The following is a 25,613-nucleotide window of genomic DNA, read 5'->3' as shown; positions in this document are numbered from 1 at the left end:
CCCTCCGGGCCCGGACGGAAACGGAAGGAGAACACCGTGGGACTGATCGGCGAGGTGCTGATGCTGCCGTTCGCCCCCGTGCGCGGCAGCGCGTGGGCCATCAGGCAGGTGCTCCAGGAGGCGGAACGGATCTACTACGATCCCGCCACCGTCCGGGCCGAACTCGCCCGTCTCGAAGAGCAGTTGGAGGCGGGCGAGATCAGCGAGGAAGAGTTCGACCAGCGCGAGGACGAACTGCTGGACCGGCTGGAGACCGCCTTGCACTCCGGCGACACCACAGGCAACGGGACGGGACGATGAACCGAACGACGCTGGGCCTCGCCATAGGGGCCGGATACCTGCTGGGACGTACCAAGAAACTGAAAATGGCTCTCGCCGTCGGCTCCGTGGTCGCCGGCAAGAAGCTCAACCTCAGTCCCAAGATGATCGCGGACGTGGTGAGCCAGCAGCTGAAGAACAACCCGCAGTTCAAGGAGATCGGCGACCAGCTGCGCGAGGATCTCCGGGGCGTCGGCAAGGCCGCCTCCGGGGCCATGGTCGAGCGGCAGATGAGCGCGCTCGCCGACCGGCTGCACGGCCGTACCGCCGACGTACGCGATCAACTGTCGGGTGTGGCGTCGCAAGGCGGCTCCGACGACCAGGACGAGGACGAGGACGAGCCGCGCGACGAGGACGAGTCGCGCGACGAGGCCGACGACGAGGACGCCCGCGAGGAACCGGACGACCGGGACGACGGAGGCGACGACGGCGGCCGGAACCGGCGCCGGGAGGACTCCGGCCGGGCGTCCCGCGGCGAGGGCGCGCCCCGTAAGAAGGCCGCCAAGAAGGCCCCGGCGAAGAAGGCCCCCGCGAAGAAGGCGGCCGAGGGCGCTCCGGCCAAGAAGGCGGCGGCCAAGAAGACCACCGCGGCCCGCAAGACGGCCGCGAAGAAGACGGCCGCATCCGGTGGCGCCGCCCGCGGGGCCGCGTCCCGGAGGCCGAAGGGCGGCGATGACCGATGACCGAGTCCGTCGGATCGGCCACTTCCGGGGCCGGCCAGGCCGCGGGTGCGGCCAAGAGCAACCCGCTCAGCGAACTCGCGCACAGCGAGGCCGCCGACCGGCTGAAGGCCGAGGCGCAGGAGTACCTGGCCGCGCAGGCCACGAAGATGCTCACCGGTCTCGGCCGGAAACTGGGCCAGACCACCCTCAAGCTCAACGACATCGCCGACGGCAACAGCCCTGGCTTCGCCAAGCTCGCGCTCGACGGCGGCCGCAAGCTCGCCGAGGGCAAGGGCCCCCTGCGCTCCGCGCTGGAAGTCGGCGGTTCCCGCGTCAAGGAGAACGTGATGAACGCGGTCAAGAATCTGGGGGGTGGCAAGGGCAAGAAGGGCGGGGCGGGTAACAAGCCGACCGTCATCCTGGAGTCCATCGACGTCGGCGTGCCGCAGCGGACCGCCTACGACCAGTGGACGCAGTACAAGGACTTCAGCAGCTTCGCCAAGGGCGTCAAGAGCGCGAGCCGCGCCGACGACACCCACTCCGACTGGCAGGCGAAGATCTTCTTGTCCAGCCGCAGCTGGAAGGCGCAGACCACCGAGCAGATACCCGACTACCGCATCCAGTGGACGTCGGAAGGCGCCAAGGGCACCACCAAGGGCGTGGTCTCCTTCCACAAGCTGGAGGAGAACCTCACCCGGGTGCTGCTGGTCATCGAGTACTACCCGAGCGGCCTGTTCGAGAAGACCGGCAACATCTGGCGTGCCCAGGGCCGCCGGGTCAGGCTGGACCTCAAGCACTTCGCGCGCTTCATCACCATGAAGGGCGAGGCGGAGGACGGCTGGCGCGGCGAGATCCGCGACGGCGAGGTGGTCCGCAGCCACGAGGACGCCGTCGCCGAGGAAGAGGAGCAGCAGGAGCAGGACCAGGACGCCGAGGGAACCGAGGACGAGGAATCCGAGGAGACCGAGGACCAGGACGCCGAGGACGAGGACGCCGAGGACGAGGCTCCCGAGGGCGAGGCCGAGGAGTACGAGGACGAGGAGGAGGGCGAGCCCGAGGAGGAGTACGAGGAGGGCGAGGAGCCCGAGGGCGAATACGAGGAAGAAGACGAACCCGAGGGTGAGTACGAGGACGAGGAAGAGGAAGAGGAAGAGGCGGACGAACCCGAGTACGCCGAGGGCGGGAGCCGTCGATGACGACGGCCGCCCGGTTCCCCGAGCCCTACGGACAGGGCTCGGGGGCCAACCTCGCCGACATCCTCGAGCGCGTGCTCGACAAGGGGATCGTCATCGCGGGTGACATCAAGATCAACCTGCTTGACATCGAACTGCTCACCATCAAGCTGAGGCTCATCGTCGCCTCGGTCGACAAGGCCAAGGAGATGGGCATCGACTGGTGGGAGACCGATCCGGCGCTCTCCTCCGGGGCCCGCCGGGACGAGCTGGCGCGGGAGAACGCCGAGTTGCGCGAACGGCTGGCCCGGCTGGAGGAACTGGAGGAGCTGGAGTCGGGCCGCACGCCGAGGGAGGCATCATGACCGGACTGCGCTACGTGTACGCCGTCTGCCGTCCCTTCGACACGCCCTTGCAGTCCCAGCTCACCGGGATCGGGGGCGCCCCGCCCGGACTGCTGCACCACCACGGCCTGGTCGCCGTCGTCAGCGGCGTCTCCGAGAGCGACTTCTCCGAGGAGGCGCTCAAGGCGCGGCTGGAGGACCTGGACTGGCTGGCCGCGACCGCGCGCGCCCACCAGGGCGTGATCGACGCGCTCACCACGGTCACCACCCCGCTGCCGCTGCGGCTCGCGACCGTGTTCCGCGACTGCAGCGGGGTGCGCGCGATGATCGAGGAACGCGAGGACGACTTCCGGCGCGCCCTGGACCGGCTGCAGGGCCGGGTGGAGTGGGGTGTGAAGGTCTATCTGGAGCCCGAGCCGGAGCCGGAGCGGGCCGAGCCCGCCGCCGCGGCGAAGCCGGCCAGCGGGCGGGACTATCTGCGCCGGCGGCGTGAGCGCAGCCACGCGCACGAGGAGAAATGGCAGCGGGCCGAGGGGTTCGCGCGGTCGCTGCACGAGCGGCTCTCCCAGTACGCCGAAGACGCCCGGTTGCACGCCCCGCAGAAGTCCGCGCTGTCCACGGCGTCCGGGCAGAACGTGCTCAACGGCGCCTATCTGGTGCCCCGGGCACACTCCGAGGAGTTTGTGGAACTGGTCGACCGCACCAAGGACGAGGTGCCCGGCCTCCGGGTGGAACTCACCGGGCCCTGGGCCGCCTACTCGTTCACGGGGGAGGGGTCATGAGGGGGGCCGAGCGGTGACCGTGGTGGAACGCCGGGAGATCGCGCTCGTCGATCTGCTCGACCGGCTGCTGGCGGGGGGTGTCGTCATCACCGGCGACCTGACCCTGCGGATCGCGGACGTCGACCTCGTACGTATCGACCTGAACGCGCTGATCAGCTCGGTCAACGAGAACGTCCCCTCGCCCTTCGAGGGGCTCACATGAGCGCGGACGGCGGCCGCCGCAAGCGGCTCGACCTCGAACCCGACACGGTCGAGCGCGACCTGGTGAAGCTCGTGCTCACCGTGGTGGAGCTGCTGCGCCAGCTGATGGAACGGCAGGCGGTGCGCCGCTTCGACACCGGAGAGCTGTCCGAGGAGCAGGAGGAGCGCATCGGGCTCACCCTGATGCTCCTGGAGGACCGGATGGCCGAACTGCGGGACCGGTACGGCCTGCGGCCCGAGGATCTGAACCTGGACCTCGGACCGCTCGGCCCGCTGCTTCCCCGCGACTGATCCGGGGCGGCGGGCCAAGGCCCCGGCGAATGACACGCCGGGGTCACCTCCGGATCACCCGCGCGACTCACCCGCCCGGATCACCCGCCCGGATCACGCGTCCTTGCGGCACAGGATCTCCCCGTGCAGGACGGCGAACCAGGCGTCCTCCCGCCCGCCCCACTCCCGCCAGGCCCGCGCCACCGCCCGCCGTTCCCCGGCGGTCGCGTGACCACCCTGGACAGCCCGGTCGGCATAGGCGGAGGCCACCGTCCGATCCGCCCACAGACCGCTCCACCAGGCACGTTCCTCGGCCGTGGCGAACGTCCAGGTGCTGGAGGTGGCGGTGATGTCACGGAGTCCGGCGGCCAGCGCCCACGCCTTCAGCCGGCGCCCGGCGTCGGGCTCGCCGCCGTTGGCGCGGGCCACCCGCTCGTACAGGTCCAGCCAGTCGGTCAGACCGTCGGCCGCCGGGTACCAGGTCATCGCCGCGTAGTCCGCGTCGCGTACGGCGATGAAGCCGCCCGGTTTCGTCACCCGGTGCATCTCGCGCAGCGCCCGCACCGGGTCGCCGACGTGCTGGAGCACCTGATGGGCGTGGACCACGCAGAACGTGTCGTCCGGGTAGTCCAGGGCGTGGACGTCCGCGACCGCGAAGTCGATGTTGTCCAGGCCGCGCGCGGCGGCGGTGGCGCGCGCCTGCTCCAGGATGCCCGGGGCGTGGTCGACGCCGGTGACACGGCCGTCCGGGACCAGCTCCGCGAGATCGGCGGTGATGGTGCCCGGACCGCAGCCGATGTCCAGGATCCTCATTTGGGGACGGAGTGAACCGAGCAGATACCCCGCGGAGTTGGCCGCGGTGCGCCAGGTGTGCGAACGCAGCACCGACTCGTGGTGCCCGTGTGTGTAGACGGCGGTCTCCCGTGCGTTCGCCATGGCTCTGCCCCTTCTCGTCGGACCGGCCCGGGGCCACGTGACACCGTCCCCGGCGGTAGGTGTCACGGTACGCGCGCGTGCCGCATGATGAGACCCGCGTTTCGCGATATGGACTGACGGAAGGTCAGGGAGTCGTGCGCAGCGGGCGGTAGACGGTCAGCGCCTCCGGCAGCTTCTCCAGGCGCACCTCGCCCGACACCGTCGTGACCTCGCCGTCGTAGGCCAGCGGGGTGCCGGGGGCGACGTCCGTCAGCCGCAGCCGGTTCACCTGGACCGCCGCGTGCGCCGGGGACCGGGTCAGCGGGCCCGCCACGGCCGCGGCGAGCAGCCTGAGCGCGGGCCTGCGACTGCCGTGCACCACCCGCACGTCCAGCAGCCCGTCCGCCAGATCGGTGCGCCGGCCGGGCGCGAGCCCCATGCGGTGGTAGACGCCGCTGCCGACGAACAGCAGCCACAGGGGCCGCCGTTCACCGCCCAGCTCCACCTCCAGCGGATGCCGGTCCGCGCGCAGCACACGCAGCGCGCCGAGCACCCCGGCCGGCCAGCCGCCGATCCGGGGGGACCAGCGCTCCCGCACACGCACCAGCTCCGGGTAGACGCCGAGGCTCAGCGTGTTCAGGAACAGCCCCTCGCCGTCGGCGGTGACGAACCGGCCCGCGTCCACCCGGACCGCCTCGCCGTGCCGGATCGCCTGGGCCAGATCGCGTTCGTCCTCCACCCCCAGGTCGTAGGCGAAGTGGTTGAGGGTCCCGCCGGGCAGCACCGCCAGCGGCAAATCGTGGCGCAGGGCGACGCGGGCGGCCGCGTTCACGGTGCCGTCGCCGCCGCACACCCCGAGCACCCGAGCCCGGGCCGCGGCCTTCGCCAGCGCGTCCCCGACCTCCTCCGGCTCGCATTCGACGACCTCGGCCTTCGGCAGCGCGTCGCGCAACGCGCGCACCCGGTCGGCGGTGCCCGAGGCCCGGTTGGCGACCATCACCAGACCGTCGCCCTCGTGCAGCGCCGGTGCGTCGGCCCGCGGCCGGGCGGTCTGCCACAGCTGCGCCCGGGTCGGCACCAGGCGCCGGACCAGGAACGCGGCCCCCACCCCGAGGGCGGCACCGGCCAGCACGTCACTCGGGAAGTGCACCCCGGTGTACACGCGGGAGGCCGCCACCGAGGCCGCCACCGGCGCCACCGCCGCGCCCCACGCGGGCGACTCCAGCGCGACCCCGGCCGCGAACGCGGCCGCCGAAGCGGCGTGCCCGGACGGGAACGAGGTGGTGATCGGCTGCCTCTTCAGCTGCCGCACCAGCGGCACCGGGTCCAGCACCGGCCGCGCGCGGCGGACCGAACGCTTGCCGATGGTGTTGATCGTCAGCGAGGCCAGACCGAGGGAGGCCAGGCCCCGCACGGCGGCTCGGCGGGAACGGGGGGTGCGGCTCGCGGCCATCGCGGCGGCCGTCGCGAACCACAGCACGCCGTGGTTCGCGCTCCGGCTCAGCCGGGGCAGTACGTGCTCGGCGCCGGGCCAGTGCCACGCTGCGGCCGCCTCGAACACGCGCGCGTCGAGACCGAGCAGCCGGCACAGTGCGTTCCGGCCGGTCTGGAGGGGGGTCAGGTCCAGGTCTGGGCTCATGGGGTGCGGTTACCCTGAAGTGCCCTTTTCTTGTGCCCGCTGCGCCGGGCGTCCCACCGGTGCGGAAGGAGATCCTCCGGATGCGCCTGCTCCTGGTCCGTCACGGTCAGACCCCGTCCAATGTGGACCACCTGCTGGACACGGCCGTACCGGGCCCGGGGCTGACCGCGCTCGGCGAGGCCCAGGCCGCCGCCCTGCCGGAGGCGCTCGCCGACGAGGACATCGAGGCCCTGTACGCCTCCAACCTGACCCGTACCCGGCTCACGGCCGCCCCGCTGGCCGCCGCCCGCGGGCTCGAGGTGATCGTCCGGGACGGCATCCGCGAGCTGTCCGCCGGCGAACTGGAGATGCGGCCCGGACACTCGCCCGAGGGCGAGCGGTATCTGCGCACGGTGTTCGCGTGGGCGGCCGGCGACACCGCCCTGCGCGTCCCCGGCGGGGAGAGCGGGCGGGAGGCCCTCGCCCGGTACGACGCGGTGGTCGCCGAGGCCGCGGCGAGCGGCGCCCGGACCGTCGCCATGATCAGCCACGGCGCCGCGATCCGCGTATGGGTCGCCGCCCGCGCCGCCAACGTCGACGTGTCCTTCGCCGCGGCCCGCCCGCTGCGCAACACCGGCGTGGTCGTCCTGGAGGGCTGCCCGGCCGACGGCTGGAAGGCCCTGGCCTGGGAGGGCGCCACGGTGGAACCCGCGGGAGAGGCCGGCCCGACGGGAGAACCCCTGGACACCGCGGGCCAGGAGTAAGCCGCCTGGGAGCCTCGGGGCGGGAGCCGTGCCCCGGGTGGGCGCGCCGGGCGGCCCCTCCGGCGCGGGGCCCGGGCGGTCGGCCGGGGCGGTCGGCCGTATCCGGCCGGGGCTTTGGCGTCGCGGCCGATATGCGTTTGCCCCGGACGCCGGGCGCCCCGGAGAATGCCTGCCCATGGGACATCTGGAAGCCGCGCACCTCGAGTACCACCTCCCCGACGGGAGGACCCTGCTCGGGGACGTCTCCTTCCGGGTCGGCGAAGGCGCCGTCGTCGCCCTGGTCGGCCCGAACGGCGCCGGCAAGACCACCCTGCTCCGGCTGATCTCCGGCGAGCTGAAGCCGCACGGCGGCACGGTCACCGTCAGCGGCGGCCTCGGCGTGATGCGCCAGTTCGTGGGCTCCGTACGCGACGAGACGACCGTACGGGACCTCCTCGTGTCCGTCGCCCCGCCCCGCATCCGTGAGGCGGCGAAGGCGGTCGACGAGGCCGAGCACGCCCTGATGACCGTCGACGACGAGGCGGCCCAGCTGCGCTACGCCCAGGCCCTCGCCGACTGGGCCGAGGTCCGCGGCTACGAGTCCGAGACCCTTTGGGACGTGTGCACCACCGCCGCGCTGGGCGTGCCCTACGAGCGCGCCCAGTGGCGACAGGTGCGCACCCTCTCCGGCGGCGAGCAGAAACGCCTAGTCCTGGAGGCACTGCTGCGCGGCACCGACGAGGTGCTGCTGCTCGACGAGCCGGACAACTACCTCGACGTGCCCGGCAAGCGCTGGCTGGAGGAGCAGCTCGAGGAGACCCGCAAGACGGTCCTCTTCGTCTCCCACGACCGGGAACTCCTCGCCCGCTCCGCCGAGAAGATCGTCTCCGTCGAGCCGGGACCGGCCGGAGCCGACGCCTGGGTGCACGGCGCCGGTTTCGCCACCTACCACGAGGCCCGCCGCGAACGCTTCGCCCGCTTCGAGGAGCTGCGCCGCCGCTGGGACGAGAAGCACGCCCAGCTGAGGAAACTGGTCCTCAACCTCCGCCAGGCCGCCGCCGTCAGCCATGAGATGGCCTCCCGCTACCACGCGGCGCAGACCCGACTGCGCAAGTTCGAGGAGGTCGGCCCGCCCCCCGAGCCCCCGCGCGAGCAGGACATCACCATGCGCCTCAAGGGCGGCCGCACCGGCGTACGAGCCGTCACCTGCGCGGGGCTCGAACTGACCGGCCTGATGAACCCCTTCGACCTGGAGGTCTTCTACGGCGAACGGGTCGCCGTCCTCGGCTCCAACGGCTCGGGCAAGTCGCACTTCCTGCGCCTCCTGGCCGGCGAGGACGTGGCGCACACGGGCGAGTTCAGGCTGGGCGCGCGGGTCGTGCCCGGGCACTTCGCGCAGACCCACGCCCACCCCGAACTCCAGGGCCGCACGCTGCTGGACATCCTGTGGAAGGAGCACTCCCAGGACCGGGGGGCGGCCATGTCCCGGCTGCGCCGCTACGAGCTGACCCAGCAGGCCGAACAGGCCTTCGACCGGCTCTCCGGCGGCCAGCAGGCCCGCTTCCAGATCCTGCTGCTGGAACTCGCGGGTGCCACCGCGCTGCTGCTGGACGAGCCCACCGACAACCTCGACCTGGAGTCGGCGGAGGCCCTCCAGGAGGGGCTGGAGGCCTTCGACGGCACGGTCCTCGCGGTCACCCACGACCGCTGGTTCGCCCGCTCCTTCGACCGCTTCCTCGTCTTCGGCAGCGACGGCCGCGTCCGTGAGACCCCGGAGCCGGTCTGGGACGAACGCCGGGTGGAACGGGCCCGCTGACCCCGGCCGCCCGGCCGTCTCCGGGGCCGGGCCCCATGCGGAGGCCCGGCCGCCCGGATGTTCGTACAGTGGACTCAGCAAGCGAGCTCCATGGACTCCTCCCGGGAACCGCTCGGGGGCAGGCCATGCCGGGCGGGTACCCGGACCGCGGACACGAACCAGCGAGGAGCGGGGAACCACCATGACCGGAGTCGACCCCAGCCGACTGGACGACCAGCAGCTCATGAAGGAGCTGGAGACGATCCACCGCACGCGCCACGACACCCTCCTGTACGGCTCGAACGACGCGCTGCGTGCCCACAACGAGCGCATGGCGCAGCTGGAGGGCGAATACCTGCGCCGCAACCCGCGCCGCCTGGTCAGCGCGAGCCGCACCCGCGAGGGCGCCCGGGAGCGCGCCTGCGGCGAGTCGGCGACCCCGGACACCTCCGCGACCTGACGGAAACCGAACCGACGAAGGGCCGGCAGGAGCCGGCCCTTCGTCGGTTCGGGTGCCGCCGGCGGGTCAGCCGGCCTCTCCGGCGAACACGTGCAGGAACGCGTCGCAGAACGCCTTCAGGTCGTCCGGCTTGCGGCTGGTCACGAGCAGGTTGGAGCCGTGGTCGCAGATCTTCACCTGCTCGTCCACCCAGGTGCCGCCGGCGTTGCGGATGTCCGTCCGCAGACTCGGCCAGGACGTCAGCACCCGCCCCCGCACCACATCCGCCTCGACCAGCGTCCACGGCGCGTGACAGATCGCCGCGACCGGCCGTCCCCCTTCGAAGAAGCCCTTGATGAACGAGACGGCCCCGTCGTCCATCCGAAGGAAGTCCGGGTTGGCCACCCCGCCCGGCAGCACCAGGGCGCCGAACGAATCGGCCGACGTCTCGCCCACCACCTCGTCCACGGGGAAGGTGTCCGCCTTGTCGAGATGGTTGAACGCCTGGATCCGTCCCGACTCCGTCGAGACCAGCACCGGCTCGTGACCGCCGTCCTTGGCCGCCTTCCACGGCTCGGTCAGTTCGACCTGCTCGACGCCCTCGGGCGCCACCAGAAACGCGATACGCATGATCTTCAGCTTCCTTTCCCGGCGCGCACCGCGGACCGAGCGGCCCGCGCGCGCCGTTTCCCGTCGCCTGCCGCTCGTCGGCAGCGCAGTAGTTCCTCGCCGTACGGAGCGAGCACACACGCCCCGATCGCCAGTCCGATGCCCGCCAGATAGCCGGGCGACAGCGGGCGCCGGCGCGGCACCAGACGCCACGCGTCCGGATCGCCGCGTCCGCCCCGCAACAGCGACCGCACCTGGTCGGAGTGCAGGCACATCAGTGACACCAGTCCGCCGAACGGCAGCGACTCCAGAAAACTGTGGATGTGCTGCTCGATCGGCTTGACCTCGCGATCGCTGTCGACGGCCGTGCGCACGTCCCACAGCGCCGTCGCCTCGTGCACCGCCGCCGCGCCCAGCTGCACGGACAGCAGCAGCGGATTGACCTCGTAGCGCAGGGTCAGCGCGATCGGCAGACCCACCTCGGCCATCATCAGGGAGTGGATCAGGGACTCCTTGGTCCCCGCCGTGTCCTCGATGCCGGTGCGCCGGTGCATCACCCAGTCGGCGAGCCCCGGCACGAACCAGCCGGGCAGCAGCCCGTAGAGCAGAAATCGCGTCGTGGCGTCCCCGACGTCCACGGTGGCGCCCCGCGCGATCTCCGCCGCCTGATGACTCCGGCTCATCCGCCGTCCGCCAGCGCCTCGGCCAGCTGCTGCACGTTGGCGTAGCGGTCCTCGCCCGGCAGGGCCGCCACCGCGTCGATCAGGGCGTCGGGCGCGTTGCCCCGGCGTAGCGCCCGGGCCAGCTCGTCCGGGTTCGCGGGGAACGAGTGTCGGCTCAGGTGCCGGGCCAGTTCCAGCCGCGTCCGCTCCAGCGACGCGGGCGAGCCCCGGCCGCCCACCGGCCCGCTCCACACCTCGGGGTCGTCGTCCGCCGCCGGTTCCGGATCGTTCCACTCCTCGACCCGCGTGGGGTGCCCCGACCTCAGCAGACCCTCCAGCTCGTGCTTCATCTCGTCGTCCCGGTGGACGCTCATCCGGTCACTGCCTCGCTGCATGTCTCCCTCCAGGGAGTCGAAGGTCCGGGTCGCGTACCCGTCTGCGGGGAAGCAACACGGCCTCGCTTCCGCTTCCGCTTCCGCCGGCCGGGCAGGAACTCCCGCGTCTTCGCCTCGCGCCCCGGTACACACCGGCGCCGCGCCCGCACGCCCAGGAGTCCGGCTCTCACCCGGCTGGCCGTCCGTGTCCCGCGAATGGGGCCCGGCCGCGCGCGGTACGGGGCGGCGGGGGCTGTGATGGCAGCGAGGGCACGACGTGCCCCGCACCGCGGCGCCGCACGGCCGTACTTCCGTACCGGTGCCCACGGTGCCCTGGTGCACCACCGCCCGCCCCCGTGCCGCAGCCGTCGAGGAGCCCACCCCATGCGCCGCACCGTCCGTGCCCTGTCCGTCGCCCTCGCCGCCGGTGCCGCGCTCGCCCTGGCCGGTCCGGCCGCCGTCGCGGAGCCCGCCGCCGCGCCCCTGAACTGCGACACCGGCAGCGGCGGGATGCCGGATCCCCAGGGCGCCACGTCACCGGCCTTCGAGGGGGACACCACCCATCCGGGCACGGACCGGGCCCCGGGCACGGATCGGTCCCCGGGCGCGGACCGGGCCCCGGCTACGGCCTGGACCGCCGGCGGCACGGACCGGACCGCCGGTGGCACGGACCGCGCCAACGGTGGGGCCGATCGGAGCACCAGCGGGAGCACCGGCCGGGCCATAGTCGGTGCCCGGGCCGTGACCGCTCCCGCAGCCCAGGCCACCCACGCCCCCGGCGACGGAGCCGCGGACCCCTCTCGCGAGAACCCCGCGGACCCTCCTCGTGACAAGCCCGCGGACCCTCCTCGCGACAAGCCCGCGGACGTCCCCGGCGCCTGTCCGGGCGACCTCGACGTCGACGGGCCGGGTGCGCCCTGGAGCGCGGACCGGCCGACCGCCCACGAGGGCGACGACGGCTCGTGCGGCGAGTCCGGGCAGTGCGGCGACGGCGGCCGGTGCGACGCGGCCCGTGGCGCGTCCTGCGCCGAGGACACCGGGGGAAACGGGGGAACCGGAGCAACCGCAGGAAACGGGGACCTCGGGGGCACCGGTGGCGACGGCCGCTGCGAGGAGGCCGGGCGAGGCGCGCCGTGCCCGGACGGACAGACCTGTCGCGAGCCCCACGGCACGGACGGATGCGCCCAGGCACCCGGGCGGGGCGCAGTGCAGGCCGGGGCGGGCGGCACCTTCGACGACTCGGTTCCGGCGCTCGCCGCCGGCGGCACGCTCATCGCCGCCGCCTGCGGAGGAGCCGTCTACCGGCTCCAGGGTCGCAGGCGGTCGGCGGGAGGGACGCCCACGGCCACGTGACCCGGACGACGGACGACTTCGGCACCGGCCTTGGACGACCGTTCGGCGGGTACACACCCTCCCGGGGACACACCGGCAACGAGCACCACACGCACCACGGACGCGGAGGCGGACATGCGGCGGACGGACCCGGAGGGCCACGGCCCCGTCCGCTACGGCCCGCCCCTGCCCGCCGACGGCCTGCCCGTCCTCCCCGAACTGTCCGCCGTACTCGCCGCCGCCGCGCACCGCGCCGACGCCCAGCCCGTCGGCGGGGCGCCCGCCCTGCTGGAAGCGGCCTGCGGCTACTGGACGCGCCGCGGACTGCCCTGCGTCCCCGAGCAGATGGCCGCCGGCCCCGGGGCCCCCGCGCTGCTGCTCGCCGTCACCGCCGCCCTCGCCGGCGACGGCGGCGACGTCCTCGTACCCCGCCCGTGTGCCGCCTGGTGGGCGCCCTACGCCCGGCTGCTCGGCCGGCCCGTCTTCCATGTGCCCACGCCCGCCGAGAGCGGTGGCGTGCCCGACCCGTACGCCTTGCTGGAGACCATCCGCCGGGTCCGCGCCGAAGGCGGCGACCCGCGGCTGCTGGTGCTGTCCGTCGCCGACGACCCCACCGCCACCGTCTCCCCGCCCGAGCTGCTGCACGAGACGGTCGAGGCCGCCACGGCCGAGGGACTGCACCTCGTCAGCGACGAGACCTGGCGCGACACGCTGCACGCCCCGCAGGCGGCCGTGCTGCTCAGCCCCGCCGAGATGCGGCCCGACCGGGTCACCGTCGTCACCGACCTGGCGGGCGCCCTGCTGCCCCCCGGGTGGCCCGCCGCCGTCGCCCGGTTCCCGGCCACCGACGACGGACGTCGCCTTCACGCGCGCGTGCTCGACGTCCTCACGGCGCTCGGCGCCCGGATCGCCGTCCCGGTCGCGGCGGCCGCCGGTTACGCGCTCGACGAGCCCCCGCCCGTCACCGAGCGCCGCGACGCCACGGTACGGCTGCACGCGCGCGTGGCCGCCGCCGCGCACACGGCGGTCGTCGCGACCGGCGCGCTCGCCCGCCCGCCGCAGGCCGGCCGTCACCTCTACGCCGACCTCGGCCCGCTGCGCGAGCCCCTCGCGGCTCAAGGCGTGGGCGACGCGCAGGAACTGGAGGACTTCCTGACCGACCGGCTCGGCATGCCGGCGCCCGGCGGCCACCGCTTCGGCGACGACCTCGGGGCCCTGCGCGTCCGGCTCGCGACCGGGCCCCTGCTGGGCGGTACCGACGAGGAGCGCACGGAATGCCTCACGTCACCCGCGCCGTTGGAACTGCCACAGGTGCAACGCGCGTTGATGTCCTTGAGGTCGGTCTTCGACGATCTCCGCGACGACGCTCAGCGATGGGAGCCTCCTCGATGACGCAGCAGACGCATGGGCCCGGACCGGCCACGACGGCCACCACGAGTGCCGCCACCCCCACGGTCATGACGAGCGCCGCCACCGCCACCGCCACGAGTGCCGTCGCGCCGCCGCCCGCCGCCCCCACGACATCCGCCGTCACGACGAGGCCCGCCGCGACCGCCCCGGGCGGCGCCTCTTTGGCCCCGCACGCGCCCCCCTCTCCGCCGCTGGCCGACCCCCGCCCGCTCGGCGAACCCCGGGTCTGGCCGCGTACGTTCCACGACCGGCTCACCGCACCGCTGCCCGGCCTCAAGGCCCTCGCCCGGTTCGCCCGCGAAGGCGCCGTACGCCCCGGCCCGGAAGGCCTCGCCGACATCTCCCGGCTCCCGTACGAACCCGCCCCGCTGCCCCGCGTCGACCCCGACGACCTCGCCGTCACCTGGGCGGGGCACGCCAGTTGGGTCGTGCGGATCGGTGGACTGACCGTCCTCACCGACCCCGTCTGGTCCCGCCGGATCCTTGGTACCCCGGCGCGTGTCACCCCCGTCGGCGTCGCCTGGGACACGCTGCCCCGCGTCGACGCCGTCGTGATCAGCCACAACCACTACGACCACCTCGACGCCCCCACCCTGCGCCGACTGCCGCGTGACACCCCGGTGTTCGTGCCCGCCGGGCTCGGCGGCTGGTTCCGTCGCCGCCGGTTCACCTGTATCACCGAGCTGGACTGGTGGGAGGGCGCCGAACTCTCCGGTGTCCGCTTCGACTTCGTGCCCGCCCACCACTGGTCCAAGCGCACCCTCACGGACACCTGCCACAGCCTGTGGGGCGGCTGGGTCCTGACCTCGTCCGCGGGACAGCGCCTGTACTTCGCCGGCGACACCGGCTACGGCCACTGGTTCTCCCGTATCGGCCGCCGCTACCCGGACATCGACCTCGCCCTGATGCCCATCGGCGCCTACGATCCCCGCTGGTGGCTCAGCGACGTCCACTGCGACCCCGAAGAGGCGGTGCGGGCCACCCTCGACCTGGGCGCCCGCCGTATGGCCCCCATGCACTGGGGCACCTTCGTGCTCTCGGCCGAACCGGTCCTGGAACCGCTCACCCGGGTGCGGGCGGCCTGGCAGACGGCGGGGCTGGCGCGCCAGGACCTGTGGGACCTGCCGGTGGGAGCGTCGAGAACGCTGGAGCGAGACGCCCCCTGAGCCACCGGAGGGCACGACACCGGGCCAGGCAGCCCGACGGCACGACCATGCCACGCGACCCGAGCGCCCTAGGCCCTGTCTGACAATTCGCGTCTGCCGCGCGACGCCATGCACGCTCCCCCAGCCTTCGGCCGGGGGGACCCCCACTCGCCGCACCGGCCCCAGACCCGAGTACGTCCGGTACGAGGGCCTGGGGCCGGCACTCCCCCAGCCTCCGGCCGGGGGAACCCCCAGAGCACGCACCTGACGCCGCGCGGCCGCCCTTGGGGCGACGACGCGAATTGTCAGACAGGACCTAGCGGACCCGCCGCACCAGACCCGGCGTCACACTGACCAGCACGGTCAGCGCGACCGCCACCACCACGCCTTCCCAGGGCTCCTTGAAGAGGGACCCGCCCAGGATCCCGATCACCTGATAGGTCACCGCCCACGCCAGACAGGCCGGCAGATTGCCCCGCGCGAACCGCCTGAGCGGCCACTCGGCCATCAGACAGGCCAGCATCACCGGTATCCGGCCGGCGGGCACCAGCCGGGACAGCACCAGCACCGCCACCCCGTGCGAGGCGAGCTTCTCCCGCGCCTGCGCCAGCCGTTCCTCCGGTGCCCGCGAGCGGATCGCCTCCAGCCACCGCGAGCCGTTCTTCGACCGCATCCCGCGCCGCCCCAGCCAGTACAGCGCCGCGTCCCCGAGGAACGCGGCCAGCGAGGCCGTGACGAACACCAGGGCCAGCGGGAACGGCGCCGCGCGATGCAGAGCCACCACCGCCGCCGAACTCACCAGCGCCCCGGTCGGCACCACCGGCACCAGAGCGCCGATCAGGATCAGCAGGAACAACGACGGATAGCCGAGGGCCCGCTGCGTCGACTCCAGCGGCACGGTCGAGGTGGCGGCGGCCGCGAGGACCACGGCCGAGAGCGGCCGTATCACCGCACGGCCTCCAGCCGGACGCTCTCCCCGTGCCCCAGCTTGTGCACCGCCACCCCCGGGGCGGCCACGGCCGCCAGCCGGACGAACTCGTCGCCCGGCGTGTGGAACTCGTGCGGGCGCACCGCGTCCATCCCCAGCGGCCAGTACGTGCCGTAGTGCACCGGCACGGCGACGCGCGGCGCCAGCCGGGCCAGCGCCCGCGCCGCCCGCCCCGCGTCCAGATGCCCTTCGCCGAGGTACGGCCCCCAGCCGCCCACCGGCAGCAGCGCCACGTCCACCGGCCCGACCTGCTCGGCCATGTCGTCGAACAGCCCGGTGTCCCCGGCGAAGTAGGTGCGCGCCTCGCCCGTCACGACGTAGCCGAGCGCGGGCGAGCGGTGCGGGCCCACCGGCAGCCGCCGCCCGTCGTGCAGCGCGGGCACCACCCGCACCAGCAGTTCGCCTATCCGCACCTCGTCCCCCGGCACGACCTCGGTGATCCGCAGCCGCCGCAGCCGGCGCAACCCGGGTACCGCCCGTGGTGCGCCCCGGGGCACGAGCAGGCGCGTGCCCGGGGCGAGAGCCGCCAGCGAGCGCGGATGCAGATGATCGGCGTGCAGATGGCTGACGAGCACGACGTCGGCGCGGCGCGCCTCGGCGGGCGGTACGGCACCCCGGCGGCGCCGCAGATGCGCCAGCCGACGAGCGAACAGGGGATCGGTGAGCACCCGTGTGTTCGAATCCTCCACCGTGCAGGTGGCGTGACCCCACCAGGTGATCTCCACCGGCACCTTCTTCGCCTCCTTCACGCGACTCCCCGAAGCCTACGGGCAGGAGTAGGGTCGGCGGCGAAACCCGGAGGTGAGGGGGACGCCATGGGAAAGCCGCGGGGTGTCTTCGGCGTGATCATGCCGGTGCGGGTGACCGCGATCGCGAGTCTGACACCCCTGGAGGAGCTGGAGGCCGACCCCTTCCTGGTGGACTCGCGCAGCCAGCACGCGATGTGCGCCCGCTGGGCGGCCGAACAGGGCTATGTGATCGCCCGGGAACTCCTCGTCGGTGGCCTGCGCTTCGACCACTGCGCCCTGTGGGACGGGATACGGCCCGGCCAGGACGTGTTCGTCGCGCCCAGTCTGCGCGTGCTCGAACGGGCCCTGTCGTCGGTGGAGGAGTTCACCGCCGAATGCGCGCGCCGGGGCGTACGCGTGGAGACGGTGGGCCGGGCCGAACCGTCGTACGACGCCCAGATGAAGGCCCGCGTGCACCGGCGGCTGTCGATGCCGACGGCCGGCTACGACGGACGCTGACGCGCCGGACCGCGGGCCCGGAGCGAGCCCTCGCCGCCCGCCGGCGGCTCCAGGCGGCCCCCTTGCGGTATGACAGGGTGGAGCCCGGCCCGGCCGGTCGAGCGGGGCGGGACGTGAGGTGTGCGGGGCGTGCGGGGCGTACGGTGGCGGCGGATCGCCAGTCAGATCGGGCGGAGCGTCGCCGTATGGGCGGTGTCCACGGTCACCATGCTGGCGCTCGCCGGGCTCCTGCCCGATTTCCGGCTCCAGTCCGACGACGGCGACAGCGCCACCCGCATCGCCATCACCGGCGCCTGCGGTGCCGGCGCCTTCGGGTTGCTCTCGGCCGTCGTCTGGCCGCTGCTGGTGCGGCTGCTGCTGCTCGTCCCCGCCCTGGTACTCGGTCTGCTGGTCTTCTTCCTCAACGGCTCCCTGCTGCTGCTCGCGCTGCGCGTCAACCCGTCCGGCCACGGCGAGGCCGCCCCCGAGACCGCCGTCATCGTCGCCGCCGTGATGTCCGCCGTCGCCTCGGCCACCGGCGCGGCCCTCGCCGTACGCGACGACGAGGCCTACCGGCGCCGTCTGCACCGGCTCGCCACCCGCGGCCGCCGGGACCAGCAACCCTGCGGATCCGCCCCCGGCCTGCTGTGCGTCCAGCTCGACGGCGTGGGCCACGACGTGCTCACGGACGCGGTCGGCAAGGGCCTGATGCCGACCGTCGCCCGCTGGCTGGGCACGGCGGACGGCCTGCCGGACGACGGCAGCCGCCCGGCGACCGGCCCCGTGCGACCCACCCACCGGCTCACCCCCTGGCGCACCGACTGGTCCAGCCAGACCGGCGCCAGCCAGCTCGGCATCCTGCACGGCAGCACCTTCGACGTGCCGGCCTTCCGCTGGTACGAGAAGGACCGGGGGGAGGTGATGGTGAGCAACAGACCGACGAGCGCCGCCGAGTTGCAGCGCCGCGCCATCCGGCACACGGGCGACGACGGACTGCTCGCCGTCGACGGCGCCAGCCGCGGCAACCTGTTCAGCGGCGGCGCCGGCGAGCAGGCCCTCGTCCTGTCCATAGCCGCCCGTCGCCGCAGCCGGGAGAACCGTTCCCGCGCCGGCTACTTCGCCTACTTCTCCGACCCGGCCAACGCCGTCCGCACCGCCCTGTCCTTCGTCGCCGAGGTCGGGCGCGAGATCGGCCAGTCCACCCGCGCCCGGGCCCGCGGGCAGCGCCCGCGCGTCGGCCGCGGCGGCCTCTACCCCCTGGTCCGTGCCTTCGCCACCGTGGTGGAACGGGACGTCGTCGTCGCCGCGGTGATGGGCGACCTGCTCGCCGGCCGCACCGTCGTCTACGCCGACCTGGTCGCCTACGACGAGGTCGCCCACCACTCCGGGCCGCGCAGCCGGGACGCCGAGCAGGTGCTGCGGCGACTCGACCGCTCCCTCGCCCTCCTCCAGCGGGTCGCCGAACAGGCCCCCCGCCCCTACCGGATCGTCATCCTCTCCGACCACGGACAGAGCCCCGGCGAGACCTTCCGCGCCCGCTACGGCCTCAGCCTCGGCGACCTCGTCCGAGCCGGCTGCGGACTGCCCGTCCCACGCCGCGCCGAACGCACCCGCAGCGGTACCGAGGCCCGGGCCGCCGTCCGCGCGGCCCTGCGCCGGCCCGTCGAGGAGACCGCCGGGCGGCACCGCCCGTCCCGCGCCTTGGAACCGATCGTGCTGGCCTCCGGCAACCTCGGCCTGGTCTCCTTCCCGGACGTGCCGCACCGCATGACCAAGGAGGAGATCGACGCCCGCCACCCCGCGCTGCTCGGCACCCTCGCCGACCACCCCGGCATCGGCTTCCTGCTGGTGCGCAGCGAGGAGCACGGCGGGGTGGTGCTGGGCGCCCACGGCGCCGCCGTCCCCCTGGCCGAACTGGCCGACGACGTCGGCCCGCTGGCCCACTTCGGCCCCGGCGCCGCGGACGCGGTCCGCCGCACCCACTCGTTCCCGCACACCGCCGACATCATGGTGAACTCCGCGCACGACCCCGCCGACGGCGAGGTCCTCGCCTTCGAGGAGCAGATCGGCTCCCACGGCGGCCTCGGCGGAGCGCAGGCCCGCCCCTTCCTGCTCTCCCCGCTGGACCTGTCCGCACCCGTCGCGCCGGGGGAGCGGCTGACCGGCGCCGAACAGGTGCACCGCGTCCTGCGCCGCTGGCTGGCCGAGCTGAACGGACCGGAAGTGCCGCTCACCACGGTCGTGGCCGAAGAACGGGCCGCCTGAGAGCCGGCCCCTTCCGTTCACCCCGCGTGGGCCGGTCCTCGGCGTGCGACGAGCCCGGATGTGATCGGATAGGGGCAGGGAATCCGGAAACGGGACCACTTGCGAAAGGAACCATCGTGGCCACCACGCGCACCGCGCACACCGTCTGGGAAGGCAACCTCGTCCAGGGGCACGGCGTCGTCACCTTCGACTCCTCCGGTATCGGCGAGCAGCCGGTCACCTGGGCGTCGCGCGCCGAGGAGGCGAACGGCAAGACCAGCCCCGAGGAGCTGATCGCCGCCGCCCACTCCAGCTGCTTCTCCATGGCTCTCTCGCACGCCCTGGCCGGCGCCGGCACCCCGCCCACCCGGCTGGAGACCAACGCCGACGTCTCCTTCCAGCCCGGCGAGGGCATCACCGGCATCCACCTGACCGTGCGCGGCTCGGTGCCCGGACTGGACGCCGACAGGTTCGCCGCGGCCGCCGAGGACGCCAAGAAGAACTGCCCGGTCAGCCAGGCCCTGACCGGCACCACGATCACCCTGACGGCCGAGCTGGCCTGACGCCCGACCACCCATGGCCGCCGCGCCCCGCCGCGGGGCGCGGCGCCGACCCTCTCCCGGGCACCTGCGGCCCGAACGCCCGGTACGACGCCGTCACGGGCGCGGCCCGGGGGGAGCGGCGGCCGGCAGTGCCGCGCACACCGCGTCCAGGACACCGGCGTACGGCGTGCCGTGGTCGGTCAGCCGCGCACGCAGCCGTTCCAGGCCCTCGCGGTACTCGGTCAGCATCAGGGTGTCGCCGGTCCGCGCGGTGAACTCCAGCACCGCCGGCAGGAAGTCCGGCACCTCCTCGCCGCTGAACTCCAGCCCGTGCTCCCGGTAGACGTCCTTGAACCGGGCCGGGGACATGCCGCCGCGCCGGGTACCGCCGTCGTACCACCGGCTCAGGTACAGGCTGTGCCGGTCGCCGGAGTCGAAGACCCGCACATAGTGCGCGGCCAGCTCCGGCAGCGGGGTCACGGCCGCGTGGTCGGTGAACGCCCGCAGCTGCGGGGCGGCTTGGAGCAGCAGCGGCAGCCGGGCGACGAAGTCGTCGTCGGGGTGGGTCAGACAGAGCGCCGCCGCCTGGTACAGCACCGCGTCCGAGGGCATCACGCCTCCCCGCCGTCGTGGACGCACCGGCCCGCGTGCCGTGCCCGGCGCCGGCTGCGGGGGATCGCCGGTGTCGGGGCCGTGCTGTGGGTGCTGCGGGTGTCGCTCACGTGCGCTCCCTGGGCTCGCCCCCTGCTCCGAACCTAGGGGCGGGCGCGGGAGCACACCCGTTCACAGACCCGTACGGGTCATCCGGCGGACGCGCGGCCCGGCCGGGCGAGCGGGCTCAGAGCCGCTCGCGGTACCTCCGCAGGACCTTCTTCGTGTGCTGGGCGGAGGCGGCCAGGGCCGTCATGTGGTCCAGCACCTCCAGATGCGCGGCGACCTCCCGGCGCGAGTCCAGATAGAGCGCGCCGGTCAGGTACTCGGTGAACACCATGTCCGGCAACTCCGGCTCGGCGAACCGGAACAGTGTGAACGGCGCGTACGTCCCCGGGTGCGGGCCCGCCGCGAACTCGGCGATCTGGAGGGTGACCCGGTCCCGTTCGGCGTACTCCAGCAGGCGGTCCAGCTGGTCCCGCAGCACCTCGGGCCGTGCGCTCACCGGTCGTCTGAGCACCGTCTCGTCCATGATCACCCACAGGTGGGGTGGATCGTCCCGCTCCAGCAGCCGCTGCCGCTCCATCCGCAGCGACACATGCCGTTCGACCGACGCCGGCTCGCTCTGCCCGATCGTCCCGGCCTCCATCACGGCGCGCGCGTACTCCTCGGTCTGCAGCAGTCCGGGCACGAAGTGCGGCTCGTAGGAGCGGATGACCCGGGCGGCGCCCTCCAGGCTGACGTACAGACTGAACCAGTCCGGCAGCACGTCGTGGAACCGCTGCCACCAGCCCGGCTGGTTGGCCTCCTCGGCCAGCCGCACGAAGGCGACCGCCTCCTCCAGGGCCACTCCGTAGGTGGACAGCAGCACCTGCACGTAGGGGATTTTGAGCGCGACCTCGGCCATCTCCATGCGCCGCACGGTCGCCGACGCCACCCTCAGCACCCGGGCGGCCTCGTCACGGCTCAGCCCGGCCGCCTCCCGCAGCTCCTGCAATCGCTTGCCGAGCACCACCTGCCCCACGGTGGGCGCGGCCCGCCGCTCACTCACGCCACGTCCTCCCCTACGCGCCGAAGCATGCGGGCAGTGTGTCACGCGATGCCGTCTCGCACACGCGGTCGACGGAACGGGATTCCGCCGGGCCGTCGAGCCGCCCTCAACCCAGGCGCGTGCGCAGGAACTTGACGGTCGCCTGGTCCGCGGGCAGGAACGTCTCGATGGCGATCTCGGCGACCGTGACGTCCATCGGCGTGTTGAACGTGGAGATCGAGGACACGAAGGACAGGACCCGGCCCTCGTGCTCGATGCGCATCGGCAGCGCGAAGTACGGTACGGGCTCGGCCGGTTCCGCGCCGGAGGCGTGCTCGGGAATCGGGTACGCCGACACCTCCTCGTACAGGTCGCGCAGCCGGTCCGAGCGGTGCAGGGCGATCTCCCGCTCCATCTGCGCCAGCAGATGTCCGCGCCACTCCGGCAGGTTCAGGATGCGCGGTGCCAGTCCCCGCGGATGCAGGGTCAGCCGCATGGCGTTCGGCGCCGGCGCCATCAGCGCCTCCGGTACCCCGTCCAGCAGCATCGCGATGCCCCGGTTCGCCGCGAGGACCGTGTAGCAGGCGTCGACCACCAGCGCGGGGTAGGGCTCGTAACCCTGGATGAGGCGTTCCATGCCGTCGCGCAGCGCGTCCAGCGCCGGGTCGTCCAGCGGGGTCTCCGGGTAGTGCGGGGCGTAACCGGCCGCCACCAGCAGGGCGTTGCGCTCCCGCACCGGCACGTCCAGCCGCTCGGCCAGCCGCAGCACCATCTCCTCGCTGGGCCGGGACCGGCCGGTCTCGATGAAGCTGACGTGCCGGGCGGAGGAGTCGGCACGCAGTGCCAGTTCCAGCTGGGAGACCCGCCGCCGCTCCCGCCAGAGGCGCAGCAGCGGGCCGACCCCCTTGTCGGGGGGAGGGGCGGGAGGAGCAAGAGGGGCGGGAGAGAGGGGGGCGCCGGACGCGACACTGCTCATACGGCGACCCTAATCGAGACGGCACCCGACATGGCAGGCTGAGCACGTACCGCCCGCCCCGGGGACGTTCCCCGCCGCCACGAAGGGAGACCGGCCATGGCCGTCGAACCGCTGTCGCAGAAGGAGATCGAGGACCGGCTGGCCGAGCTGCCCGGCTGGTCGCTGGAGGGCGACCGGCTCACCCGCTCCTACCGCCTCGGCTCGCACTTCGCGGCGGCGGCGCTGGTCGTGCACGTCGCCGGCATCCAGGACGAGCTGGACCACCACTCCGACCTCACCCTCGGCTACAACACCGTCTCGCTCGCCGTGAACACCCACAGCGCCGGTGGCGCCGTCACCGGGAAGGACTTCGCTCTCGCCCGCAGGGTGGAGGACATCGCCCCAGGCCACGGCGCACACTGAGCGATGTGCTCGACTACGACGAGGAAGCCGGCCACTACGACGCCTCCCGCGGTGGCGAGGCCCGCGCCGCCGCGGCCACCCAGGCCCTGCTCGCCCTGATACCCGACACCCCGGGCCGCCTCCTCGACATCGCCTGCGGCACCGGGATCGTCACCCGGCGGCTGGCCGCCGCCCGTCCGGGGCTGCGGGTGGCGGGAGCCGACCTCACCCCCGCCATGGCGCGGACGGCCGCTGCCCGGCTGCCCGGCACCGTCGTACGGGCCGACAGCCGCCGGCTGCCGTTCCGCACCGGCAGCGCCGACGCCGTCACCACCGTCTGGCTGCTGCACCTGCTGCACGACACCGACGACGTCCGCGCCGTCGTCGCCGAGTGCGCCCGGGTGCTGCGCCCCGGCGGGGTCTACGTCACCACTGTCGACAAGGCCGCCGCGCACGACGTGGGCAGCGACATCGACGCCGTCCTCGCCTCCCGCCCGCGCCGCCCCGCCGCGGATGCCGCCGACACGGTCGCGGCGCACGCCGCCCGGCACGGACTGCTGCCCGCCGGGCGCGGCGCGTTCCGCGGTGTCGGACAGGGCCGCAGCCCGCGCGCCACCATCGCCGACCTGCGTCGCGGCTGGTTCACCATGCTGCCGCCGGGAGAGCCGCGCACCGAGGAGTTCGTCACCCGCCTGGCCCGCCTCCCGGACCAGGAACGGCCCCGCCGGGACCCGACGTTCAGCCTGCGCGCGTTCCGCAAGCCCACGATCTCCGGGCCGGCCGCGGAGCGGTGACCGGGGCTGGGCCGTGGGGGCGGCGGCTGCTGGACGCGGGCACCGGATGACCGTCACAGGCCGTTCGCGGGCCGCGGTCGCGGGAGGTCGCCAAGTCCTTCGCCGAGCCGGCCGGCCTCCGTGGAGGCGCTGAGGGAGGCCCGCGGCCGGATCGTCCTCGTCGGTAGTGTCGCCGGGTGACGCCTGCTGGGCCGGGGCGCCCCGCCGGGGGGGGGGGGGGGGGGGGGGGGGGGGGGGGGGGGGGGGGGGGGTGTGGGGGGGGGGGGGGGGGGGGGGGGGGGGGGGGGGGGGGGGGGGGGGGGGGGGGGGGGGCGCCGGGGGGGGGGGCGCCGCCCCGCGCGGGGGGGGGGGGGCCCCCCCGGCCGGGGCGGGTCGGTGTCTCAGTTGCTCTGAAGGAACTGCTTGGCCAGCTGGTCCCCGAGTGTCACCGCCGCGCTGTGGCTCTCGATGGGGGAGGCCTTGGAGTTCTTGAACAGGATGTAGGTCACGCCCGAGTCGGCGCCGCCGGTCTCGGGGTCAGGGTCGATGCCGAGCGCCTTGGCGGTGGCGTACGACGCCTCACCGATGATCTTCGTGGGGCCGGTGTCGCCGACGACGGCGTACTTCACCTTGTTGTTGTAGATGACGGCGACCACACCGCCGCCCTTGATGCCGGCGCCGGAGTAGTTCCAGATGCTGCTGGAGCTGGGCACGACGACGTACGGCAGGGACTCGGCCTTCAGCGGCTTGCCGTCGGACTGGTGGAACGCGGTGTCGTCCTGGTACCAGGGGTCGCGGTCCTCGTTGCAGTTGGTGGTGCGCTGGCCGTCGCAGTCGATGTCCATGTCGGCCTTCCAGAAGACCGCGCCGTTCTTGCCGCAGACGGGGACCGTGGCCGAGGTCTCGTCGTCGGTCTTGTACTTGCCGTTGGAGATCTGCGAACAGGACGTCACCTTGGCGAGCAGGTCGGCCGCGCTGACCGAACCCTCCTGGGCGGACCTGGGAGCCGCCTGGGACGCCGGTGCCGTGGACGCGTCCGCCGGGAGGACGCCGGCGGCGAGCAGGGCGGCCCCGGAGGCCGCGGCGAGGGTCAGTGTTCGAAGGCGCACTGTGGGGGACCCTTCTGTTAGGAAAGTTTCCTTACCGGGTGTCGTACAAGGTGCCCTCCTTGCATGTCCTCGTCAACCCTGCGGTCACCGCGTCAGGAAAGCCGCGCGCATTGCGGTGGTTTGCGGCACGGGCAAAACTGGACGCGGGGGACATCGCGACGGCATTCCTGAAACGTTCGGTCCTGTCCGGCCCTGTCCCCGGACGGCGCGCCGGAAGGCGAGGTCTCATGTTCGTCCGCACGGTGTACGCGACCGGCGATCCGGCCGGACTCGGCCCGGCGCTGCGGGCCCTGGACGCCGAGGGGCACGACCTGCTGGAGGAGCGGCCCGGCTACCGGGGCGCCGGCGTCTTCGTGGACCGCGATGTCGGCAAACTGCTCACGGTCAGCTGGTGGGAGTCGGAGGAGGCCCGGCGCAACAGCGACGAGGTGATGCGCGAACACCGGCCCGCGCTGCTGGCCCCCTTCGCGGCGACCGTCGCCGTGGCGAACTGGGAGGTCGCCGTCTTCCACACCCTCCAGCGCCCGGCCGCGGGCGGCGGACTGCGCCTCACCCGGCTGGAGTTCGACCCGGCCGACGCGGACCTGCTGGCCGACACGTTCCACGCGCACGTGGTGCCCCGCCTGGAGACCCTGCCTGGCCTGGCCAGGACGGCGCTCCTGCTGGACCGGGCACGGGGACTCGGGCTGACCGGGGCGCTCTTCACCGACCGCCGGTCCCTCGCCGCCTCCCGCGCCGGCCAGGCGGCGATCCGGCACCAGGGCGCGGCCAAGGCCCGGGCGACAGTGGCGGGCCTGGAGGAGTTCGAGGTCGTGCACGCGGACGCGCGGGCCGACTGACCGGTTGGCACAGCGGTGCGCCCCGCCGGACCGGCGGGGCGCACGTGTACGGCCAGGACGGCT

At 73.9% G+C, this 25,613-nt stretch carries 30 protein-coding genes; 19 read left to right on the top strand and 11 right to left on the bottom strand.

The window, feature by feature from the left end; translation table 11 throughout:
* The first annotated feature begins 36 nt into the window (after positions 1-36).
* The 7 genes from ACIBA9_RS19115 to ACIBA9_RS19085 are packed head-to-tail and all read left to right on the top strand — an operon-like array spanning position 37 to position 3,770.
* Positions 37-300: a gas vesicle protein GvpG gene (locus ACIBA9_RS19115; protein ID WP_399364379.1), complete on the top strand. Its 264-nt coding sequence runs from the start codon at positions 37-39 to the stop codon at positions 298-300.
* A complete protein-coding gene (locus ACIBA9_RS19110) occupies positions 297-1,001 on the top strand; it encodes a DNA primase (protein ID WP_399364377.1) in 705 nt (234 codons plus the stop codon). The genes ACIBA9_RS19115 and ACIBA9_RS19110 overlap by 4 nt, the downstream gene beginning before the upstream one ends.
* Complete coding sequence (locus tag ACIBA9_RS19105) at positions 998-2,176, top strand: SRPBCC family protein (RefSeq protein ID WP_399364376.1); 1,179 nt, start codon at positions 998-1,000, stop codon at positions 2,174-2,176. The genes ACIBA9_RS19110 and ACIBA9_RS19105 overlap by 4 nt, the downstream gene beginning before the upstream one ends.
* The gene (locus tag ACIBA9_RS19100) at positions 2,173-2,517 is read left to right on the top strand and encodes a gas vesicle protein (protein ID WP_362162913.1); all 345 of its coding nucleotides are present in this window, start codon (positions 2,173-2,175) and stop codon (positions 2,515-2,517) included. The genes ACIBA9_RS19105 and ACIBA9_RS19100 overlap by 4 nt, the downstream gene beginning before the upstream one ends.
* Positions 2,514-3,278, top strand: a complete 765-nt coding sequence (locus tag ACIBA9_RS19095; protein WP_399364373.1) for a GvpL/GvpF family gas vesicle protein — start codon at positions 2,514-2,516, stop codon at positions 3,276-3,278. The genes ACIBA9_RS19100 and ACIBA9_RS19095 overlap by 4 nt, the downstream gene beginning before the upstream one ends.
* 13 nt (positions 3,279-3,291) lie before the next feature.
* Entirely contained in the window at positions 3,292-3,480 is a 189-nt protein-coding gene (locus tag ACIBA9_RS19090) for a gas vesicle protein (protein WP_399364371.1), read from the top strand.
* Complete coding sequence (locus ACIBA9_RS19085) at positions 3,477-3,770, top strand: gas vesicle protein K (RefSeq protein ID WP_362162907.1); 294 nt, start codon at positions 3,477-3,479, stop codon at positions 3,768-3,770. The genes ACIBA9_RS19090 and ACIBA9_RS19085 overlap by 4 nt, the downstream gene beginning before the upstream one ends.
* A 93-nt stretch (positions 3,771-3,863) precedes the next feature.
* Here ACIBA9_RS19085 and ACIBA9_RS19080 read toward each other — a convergent pair whose 3' ends face one another.
* Entirely contained in the window at positions 3,864-4,685 is an 822-nt protein-coding gene (locus ACIBA9_RS19080; RefSeq protein ID WP_399364368.1) for a class I SAM-dependent methyltransferase, read from the bottom strand.
* 124 nt (positions 4,686-4,809) lie between these two features.
* Positions 4,810-6,303, bottom strand: a complete 1,494-nt coding sequence (locus ACIBA9_RS19075; RefSeq protein WP_399364366.1) for a phosphatase PAP2 family protein — start codon at positions 6,301-6,303, stop codon at positions 4,810-4,812.
* Between the two features lie 80 nt (positions 6,304-6,383).
* Between ACIBA9_RS19075 and ACIBA9_RS19070 the strand changes: the two genes are divergently transcribed.
* The 3 genes from ACIBA9_RS19070 (at position 6,384) to ACIBA9_RS19060 (ending at position 9,280) form a co-directional block, all read left to right on the top strand.
* Entirely contained in the window at positions 6,384-7,046 is a 663-nt protein-coding gene (locus ACIBA9_RS19070) for a histidine phosphatase family protein (RefSeq protein ID WP_399364364.1), read from the top strand.
* Positions 7,047-7,221: 175 nt separating this feature from the next.
* Positions 7,222-8,841 (top strand): ABC-F family ATP-binding cassette domain-containing protein, encoded by a 1,620-nt coding sequence (locus ACIBA9_RS19065; protein WP_399364362.1) that lies wholly within the window; start codon positions 7,222-7,224, stop codon positions 8,839-8,841.
* 181 nt (positions 8,842-9,022) lie between these two features.
* Positions 9,023-9,280, top strand: coding sequence for a DUF6158 family protein (locus ACIBA9_RS19060; protein ID WP_362162897.1), 258 nt, complete (start codon positions 9,023-9,025; stop codon positions 9,278-9,280).
* Positions 9,281-9,346: 66 nt separating this feature from the next.
* Here ACIBA9_RS19060 and ACIBA9_RS19055 read toward each other — a convergent pair whose 3' ends face one another.
* The 3 genes from ACIBA9_RS19055 to ACIBA9_RS19045 are packed head-to-tail and all read right to left on the bottom strand — an operon-like array spanning position 9,347 to position 10,925.
* Entirely contained in the window at positions 9,347-9,889 is a 543-nt protein-coding gene (locus ACIBA9_RS19055) for a type 1 glutamine amidotransferase domain-containing protein (RefSeq protein WP_399364360.1), read from the bottom strand.
* A gap of 5 nt (positions 9,890-9,894) precedes the next feature.
* The gene (locus tag ACIBA9_RS19050; RefSeq protein WP_399364358.1) at positions 9,895-10,551 is read right to left on the bottom strand and encodes a diguanylate cyclase; all 657 of its coding nucleotides are present in this window, start codon (positions 10,549-10,551) and stop codon (positions 9,895-9,897) included.
* A complete protein-coding gene (locus tag ACIBA9_RS19045; protein WP_399364356.1) occupies positions 10,548-10,925 on the bottom strand; it encodes a DUF2795 domain-containing protein in 378 nt (125 codons plus the stop codon). Before ACIBA9_RS19045 ends, ACIBA9_RS19050 begins: the two co-directional genes overlap by 4 nt.
* Positions 10,926-11,288: 363 nt before the next feature.
* Between ACIBA9_RS19045 and ACIBA9_RS19040 the strand changes: the two genes are divergently transcribed.
* The 3 genes from ACIBA9_RS19040 (at position 11,289) to ACIBA9_RS19030 (ending at position 14,812) form a co-directional block, all read left to right on the top strand.
* A complete protein-coding gene (locus tag ACIBA9_RS19040) occupies positions 11,289-12,257 on the top strand; it encodes a hypothetical protein (protein ID WP_399364354.1) in 969 nt (322 codons plus the stop codon).
* Positions 12,258-12,371: 114 nt separating this feature from the next.
* Positions 12,372-13,628 carry an aminotransferase class I/II-fold pyridoxal phosphate-dependent enzyme gene (locus tag ACIBA9_RS19035; RefSeq protein WP_399364352.1) on the top strand — a complete coding sequence of 419 codons (1,257 nt, stop codon included), beginning with the start codon at positions 12,372-12,374 and terminating at the stop codon, positions 13,626-13,628.
* A complete protein-coding gene (locus ACIBA9_RS19030; RefSeq protein WP_399364350.1) occupies positions 13,511-14,812 on the top strand; it encodes an MBL fold metallo-hydrolase in 1,302 nt (433 codons plus the stop codon). Before ACIBA9_RS19035 ends, ACIBA9_RS19030 begins: the two co-directional genes overlap by 118 nt.
* Before the next feature lie 295 nt (positions 14,813-15,107).
* Here ACIBA9_RS19030 and ACIBA9_RS19025 read toward each other — a convergent pair whose 3' ends face one another.
* Positions 15,108-15,719 (bottom strand): DedA family protein, encoded by a 612-nt coding sequence (locus ACIBA9_RS19025; protein WP_399364626.1) that lies wholly within the window; start codon positions 15,717-15,719, stop codon positions 15,108-15,110.
* 17 nt (positions 15,720-15,736) lie between these two features.
* Positions 15,737-16,510 carry an MBL fold metallo-hydrolase gene (locus ACIBA9_RS19020; protein WP_399364624.1) on the bottom strand — a complete coding sequence of 258 codons (774 nt, stop codon included), beginning with the start codon at positions 16,508-16,510 and terminating at the stop codon, positions 15,737-15,739.
* Between the two features lie 114 nt (positions 16,511-16,624).
* On the opposite strand from ACIBA9_RS19020, the gene ACIBA9_RS19015 reads away from it, so the two are divergent.
* The 3 genes from ACIBA9_RS19015 to ACIBA9_RS19005 all read left to right on the top strand — a co-directional run bounded on the left by ACIBA9_RS19015 (position 16,625) and on the right by ACIBA9_RS19005 (position 19,812).
* Positions 16,625-17,026: a hypothetical protein gene (locus ACIBA9_RS19015; protein ID WP_362162968.1), complete on the top strand. Its 402-nt coding sequence runs from the start codon at positions 16,625-16,627 to the stop codon at positions 17,024-17,026.
* Between the two features lie 129 nt (positions 17,027-17,155).
* Positions 17,156-19,270, top strand: coding sequence for a phage holin family protein (locus ACIBA9_RS19010; protein WP_399364348.1), 2,115 nt, complete (start codon positions 17,156-17,158; stop codon positions 19,268-19,270).
* A 116-nt stretch (positions 19,271-19,386) separates the two neighbouring features.
* Positions 19,387-19,812, top strand: a complete 426-nt coding sequence (locus ACIBA9_RS19005; RefSeq protein WP_399364346.1) for an OsmC family protein — start codon at positions 19,387-19,389, stop codon at positions 19,810-19,812.
* A 93-nt stretch (positions 19,813-19,905) separates the two neighbouring features.
* Here ACIBA9_RS19005 and narJ read toward each other — a convergent pair whose 3' ends face one another.
* From narJ to ACIBA9_RS18990, 3 genes are all read right to left on the bottom strand, one after another.
* Entirely contained in the window at positions 19,906-20,403 is a 498-nt protein-coding gene (narJ, locus tag ACIBA9_RS19000) for a nitrate reductase molybdenum cofactor assembly chaperone (RefSeq protein ID WP_399364344.1), read from the bottom strand.
* Between the two features lie 226 nt (positions 20,404-20,629).
* Complete coding sequence (locus ACIBA9_RS18995; protein ID WP_399364342.1) at positions 20,630-21,493, bottom strand: helix-turn-helix domain-containing protein; 864 nt, start codon at positions 21,491-21,493, stop codon at positions 20,630-20,632.
* A gap of 106 nt (positions 21,494-21,599) precedes the next feature.
* The gene (locus tag ACIBA9_RS18990; protein WP_399364340.1) at positions 21,600-22,448 is read right to left on the bottom strand and encodes a helix-turn-helix domain-containing protein; all 849 of its coding nucleotides are present in this window, start codon (positions 22,446-22,448) and stop codon (positions 21,600-21,602) included.
* Between the two features lie 96 nt (positions 22,449-22,544).
* On the opposite strand from ACIBA9_RS18990, the gene ACIBA9_RS18985 reads away from it, so the two are divergent.
* Positions 22,545-22,850 carry a 4a-hydroxytetrahydrobiopterin dehydratase gene (locus tag ACIBA9_RS18985; RefSeq protein ID WP_362162877.1) on the top strand — a complete coding sequence of 102 codons (306 nt, stop codon included), beginning with the start codon at positions 22,545-22,547 and terminating at the stop codon, positions 22,848-22,850.
* 5 nt (positions 22,851-22,855) lie between these two features.
* Positions 22,856-23,623, top strand: a complete 768-nt coding sequence (locus tag ACIBA9_RS18980) for a class I SAM-dependent methyltransferase (RefSeq protein WP_399364338.1) — start codon at positions 22,856-22,858, stop codon at positions 23,621-23,623.
* A 380-nt stretch (positions 23,624-24,003) separates the two neighbouring features.
* Here ACIBA9_RS18980 and ACIBA9_RS18975 read toward each other — a convergent pair whose 3' ends face one another.
* Positions 24,004-24,711, bottom strand: a complete 708-nt coding sequence (locus tag ACIBA9_RS18975; RefSeq protein WP_399364336.1) for a glycoside hydrolase family 75 protein — start codon at positions 24,709-24,711, stop codon at positions 24,004-24,006.
* A gap of 227 nt (positions 24,712-24,938) precedes the next feature.
* On the opposite strand from ACIBA9_RS18975, the gene ACIBA9_RS18970 reads away from it, so the two are divergent.
* Positions 24,939-25,550 (top strand): hypothetical protein, encoded by a 612-nt coding sequence (locus tag ACIBA9_RS18970; protein ID WP_399364334.1) that lies wholly within the window; start codon positions 24,939-24,941, stop codon positions 25,548-25,550.
* The last annotated feature ends 63 nt before the right edge of the window (positions 25,551-25,613 follow it).

Origin of the sequence: Streptomyces sp. NPDC051452 (assembly GCF_044454765.1) — a bacterium.
Taxonomy (GTDB): domain Bacteria; phylum Actinomycetota; class Actinomycetes; order Streptomycetales; family Streptomycetaceae; genus Streptomyces.
Note: the sequence above shows the minus strand (reverse complement) of the source record. Positions and strands in the feature narration are given on the sequence as shown.